Source organism: Sulfitobacter sp. (assembly GCF_041552635.1).
Taxonomy (GTDB): Bacteria; Pseudomonadota; Alphaproteobacteria; order Rhodobacterales; family Rhodobacteraceae; genus Sulfitobacter.
In genome coordinates this window covers 1-4,731 of sequence record NZ_JBFEKM010000232.1, presented here as the reverse complement: position 1 = coordinate 4,731, position 4,731 = coordinate 1, and the positions used below count along the sequence as shown (strand labels likewise).

General features: G+C 59.2%; 1 protein-coding gene. It reads right to left on the bottom strand.

What is annotated here, in order from left to right:
• On the bottom strand, positions 1 to 4,731 hold a 4,731-nt coding region (locus ABYT07_RS19010; protein WP_372993591.1), incomplete at both ends, for a beta strand repeat-containing protein.

Genomic DNA, 4,731 nt, shown 5'->3' with positions numbered 1-4,731 from the left:
GCTGTTGGCGTAGGTCACGCCCGTCATTGCCGTTTGATACTGCGCCAGCGTCGCGGTGCCGCTTAGCGTCAGGACACCCGTCAGCGCATCATAGCTGCCGCTGATGCCGTTCTGGTCGATAAAGGACAGGCTGTCCTGCGTGGCGTCGAACCCGCCTGTGATGGCGACAGTCGCGCCCTCAAGGCTGGTGTCATCCAGATCGGCCAGCGTCAGCCCCGCGCCGACAGCCACGCCAGTGGCGTTTTCGACATAGGCTGCCGTGCCGCCTGCTGTGATAACGGGCACGTCATTCACCGAAGCGATGGTAAGGTTCGCAGTGCCGGCGTCCGAAGTCTCGAGCCCGTCGGTGATGACATAGCCAAAGCTGTCAGCGCCGTTAAAGTTTTCGTCTGGGGTGTAGTCCACGCTGCCGCCCGCGCCGATGGTGATCGACCCGTTGGTGGTCGCGATGACCGCCCCTTCGACTGCTGCAATCCCGTTGATCGACACCAAGGTCAGCACCTGCGTCACCGTCGACACATTGTTGGCATCCGTGTCATTGCCCAGCAGGTCCAGCGTGGCCGACGTATCCTCGTCCAGCGTGATGGCATCATCCACCGCGACCGGGGCCGCATTGTCGTCCGACCCTGCGATCTCAAGCGTCAGGGTTGCCTCGGCGGTGCCGCCATTGCCGTCAGAAACGTTGTAGGCAAAGATTTCAGTACCCGTTACGCCGTCTTCCAGCGCCTCGGTGTCCGCATCCGCATTGTTAAGCGTATAGGTCCACGCCCCCGTCGCTGCGATGTTCAGGCTGCCGAATTTACCCAGAACGATCTGCTCTGCCGGTGTCGTTACCGGCATATTGGAACCGACCTCGCCCGTCCCTGCATCCACATTTGTGACGCGCAGAACGTCGGTCGTATCCGGATCGCTATCGTTGTCCAGCAGGTTGCCAGTCGCGGTCCCGTTGCCCGCAACGCCATAGCCTTGCTCGACCAGTGCCGCACCTGCGTTCACGTCGTTCAGGGCGGTTGGCGCATCGTTCACACCGGTAAAGGTGATCTGCACCGTTTCATCATCCGACCCGTCATTGCCGTCCAAAACCGTGACATCGTATTCAACGGCAAATGTCTCGCCCTCGGCAAGGTAGACCGCATCGAAATCGCTGATCGTAAAGGCCCAATCGACCGATCCTTCGGCCAGCGCTGCCGTGCTGTTGATGCTGAACGTCATCAGATCGCGGGCCTCGGCGTCGGTCAGCCCATTTGCATTGCCGACAAAGCGCACCTCATCAATCTGCACCGTATGCACGTCACTGATATCGACATCCGTAAACGCGATCGTCCCCTGCCGCGTGATCTGCATTTCATAGTCGAGGCTGACAAAGAAGTTCGTCTCGTTCGCGCCGTCGCTGGCAAGGAACAGATCCAGCCCGCGCGTCGGATCAATCGCATTGGTCTGGTCCGGCGTCGGGGAGCCCGCGTTGAAACCGTCGAAAGTGCCGATCAACGACCCCGAACTGGTGAACACCGAAATCGTGTCGTCCTGACCATCCAGCACCACTTCAAGGCTGAAGCTGTTCAACTGCGGTCCGCTCAGGTCCAACAGATTAAATTCAACCGCACCGTCTTGCAAAGTATCGCTCGGCAAGGCGTTTGTCTTAAGCTCTCCGTTATAAAGGCGTCCAGCACGACCGTTGACACCAAAGTAGGACACCTGCCCCACACCATCAGTCACCCCAAAGAAGATGTCCTGATCCGAGCCGGTGCGCGTGACCTGCCCGTCAATCGTGATGCTAACCCGGTCATCGGCATCAAGCGCTCCGGCGTCAACAATATCCAAAAATGTGTGCGGGTTGCGAACGTTGTCATCGTTGACCTGAACCCGCATCGCCTCAAGCCCGTTTACGGTCTGAAGCGTGGCGGTTCCCCGTGCGGGGTCAAAGGCGTCCAAGAAATCCTCGGCGTCAAAACTGCCGGACACGGCATAGCCCGCGCCGACCTGCTCAACCAGATCAGACCCAGCGACGTCGATGACAGGCGCGTCATTCGCGCCGGTGATGGTGATGGTCGCGGACTGGTCAACAGTCGCACCTTGTGCATCGACAACCTGATAAGTCACCGCGATCTCGCGCGTCTCATTCACAGCCAGCGACTGGAAGCTGGCATCTGCAGGATCAACGCTTAGCGCAGTGCCGGACAAGGTCACCCCGTCAGGCAACGCGCTCACGTTCTGCACGCTCAGCGTGGCCGTTTCGCCCGCGTCCACATCCGACGCACCGGCCAACAGATCAACGGTGAAGGATGCGTCATCCTCGTCGGCCGCAGCCGTCAGCGCTGCCGCAACCACAGGCGCGTCGTTCGTGCCGGTGATGGTGATTGTCGCCGTCTGGTCAACGGTCGCATCTTGCGCATCCACGACCTGATAGCTCACCGCGAGCTCGCGCGTCTCACTCACGGCCAGCGATTGGAAGCTGGCATCGGAGGGATCAACACTCAGCGTAGTACCGGACAAGGTCACCCCGTCAGGCAACGCGCTCACGTTCTGAACGCTCAGCGTCGCCGTTTCGCCCGCGTCCACATCCGACGCACCATCAAGCAGATCAACGGTAAAGCCCGCATCATCCTCGGCCGCCGCAGCCGTCAGTGGCGCCGCCACAACAGGCGCGTCGTTCGTGCCGGTGACCGTGATTGTCACCGTTTCGGTGTTTGCGCCGCCGTTGTTGTCCGTGACCGTGTAGGTGAAGGTGTCCGTCGCTATCTGGCCTTCCGCAAGATTTTCAAAGGCACCATTTGCCGCATAGGTGAAAGTGCCGTCGCCGTTATTCGTGACTGCACCCAACGTCCCTGTGGTATCAACGCTGTAGCTGTGCGTGTCCGTCGCATCGACATCGGTAAACGCTGCCGTCACCGTCACCTGATCCGCCGTATCGCGGACCTGCGCGGTAAACTGCACATTGTCGATACGGACATCATCCGTGGCATTCACTTCGTAGTCTAGGTCGTTCACCTGAGCCTGAATATCCAGCACGCGCCCATCGGAAAGTGCTACGTTATTCAGCTCAATTCGCACCGCGTTCACAAGTTCATTGCTATCTGCAAAGCCGATGAACAGCGCGCCAGAGCGATCAATTGCGCCACCATCCAGATCCGTCACGATCAGGTCATCGGGGCTGATGCCAGAGATGACGCCATCCACAACAAGTTCAACACTCAGCGCCCAGCCGTCATTGTTCGGATTAACCTGGATAACAAGCGCGTTGTCGGCGCTGGCAAGGGTGTTCAAGGCTTGCACCGTTGTCACAGTCGCCCCACCACGCGCCACAGTGGCACTTGTGCCTGTGTCGAGATCAAATACGTAAAAACGCCCCGCATTCCCGGCGATAAAGCTATCGTTCACAGGCGCGTCGAACGCTTGCGTGGCTGCGTTTTCGTCAATCGCACCGGTCAGCGCCTGCACAACTGGCGCGTCATTCGTGCCGGTGATGGTGATGCTCGCGGACTGGTCAACAGTCGCACCTTGCGCATCGACGACCTGATAGGTCACTTCGATCTCGCGCGCGTCGCCAACTGCCAAAGACTGGAAGCTCGCATCCGCAGGATCAACGCTCAGTGTAGTGCCGGACAGAGTCACCCCGTCGACCAGGCCGCTCACGTTCTGCACGCTCAACGTGGCCGTTTCGCCCACGTCCACATCCGAGGCACCAGCCAACAGATCAACGGTGAAGGCTGCGTCATCCTCGGCCGCCGCAGCCGCCAAGGCCGCTGCAACCACTGGCGCGTCGTTGATCGGATTAACCGTAATTGTCGCGGTTTTGACGTCTTCGCCGCCGTTTCCGTCGGATACCAGATAGGTAAAGCTGTCCGTCCCGTTGAAGTCAGCATTCGGCGTGTAGGTATAGCTGCCATCCTCTTCGATGATCACCGCACCATTGGCCGGGCGGCTGTTCAGTTCGAAGGTCAGCGCGTCGCCATCCACATCTGTAGCGATCAAAACACCCGTGATATCAGTGTCTTCATCGCCAAAGGCCGCAGCAGGGGCCCCCACGGGGGCTTCGTTCACGCCAGTGATCCGCACAGTCAGGGTCTGGCTGTCGCTGCCGCCTTTGTCGTCCTCAACTGTGACCTCATACGACAGCACAAGCGTCTCGTTCACCGCGAGATAGGCAAAATCCGCATCCGCAGCACTGAAGGCCCAATCGACCGCTCCAGCGGCCGCAGTGGTGGTGCTGTTGACCGCCAAGGACACAAGCGCTTCGGCCTGCGCAGCAGTCAGCCCATTGGCATCACCAACGATCGAAACATCCGTGATGCTGACGCTGTGCACATCAGACACATCTACATCCGTAAACGCCAACGTGCCGCTGTCGATCAGACGCTCGACCTTCATCTCATAGGAAAGTTCTGCAAAATAAGCGGTTTCGTTGGTCTGGTCATTGCCAATAAACAAGTTCAGCCCGTTGGCGGGATCAATCATCTCAATCGCGTCCGAGATATTGCCCGAAGCAATCACATTTCCATTCGAAGACAGCAGCGCGATGGTATCCGAAGGACCATCAAGGCGGACCTGGAATTGGAAGTCCGCAATTTCACCCGACCCCGGAATGCTTTCAATCCGAGAGGTGACACCGGGATTGAACGGGAAGCCGACACCAACCTCGCCGGACGGTTTGATGAAGTCCGCGAACAGGTTGCCGCCGTTGCCTGTCGTGTCTGTGGTAAACAGGGTCAACGCTCCAGTACCATCCGAGAT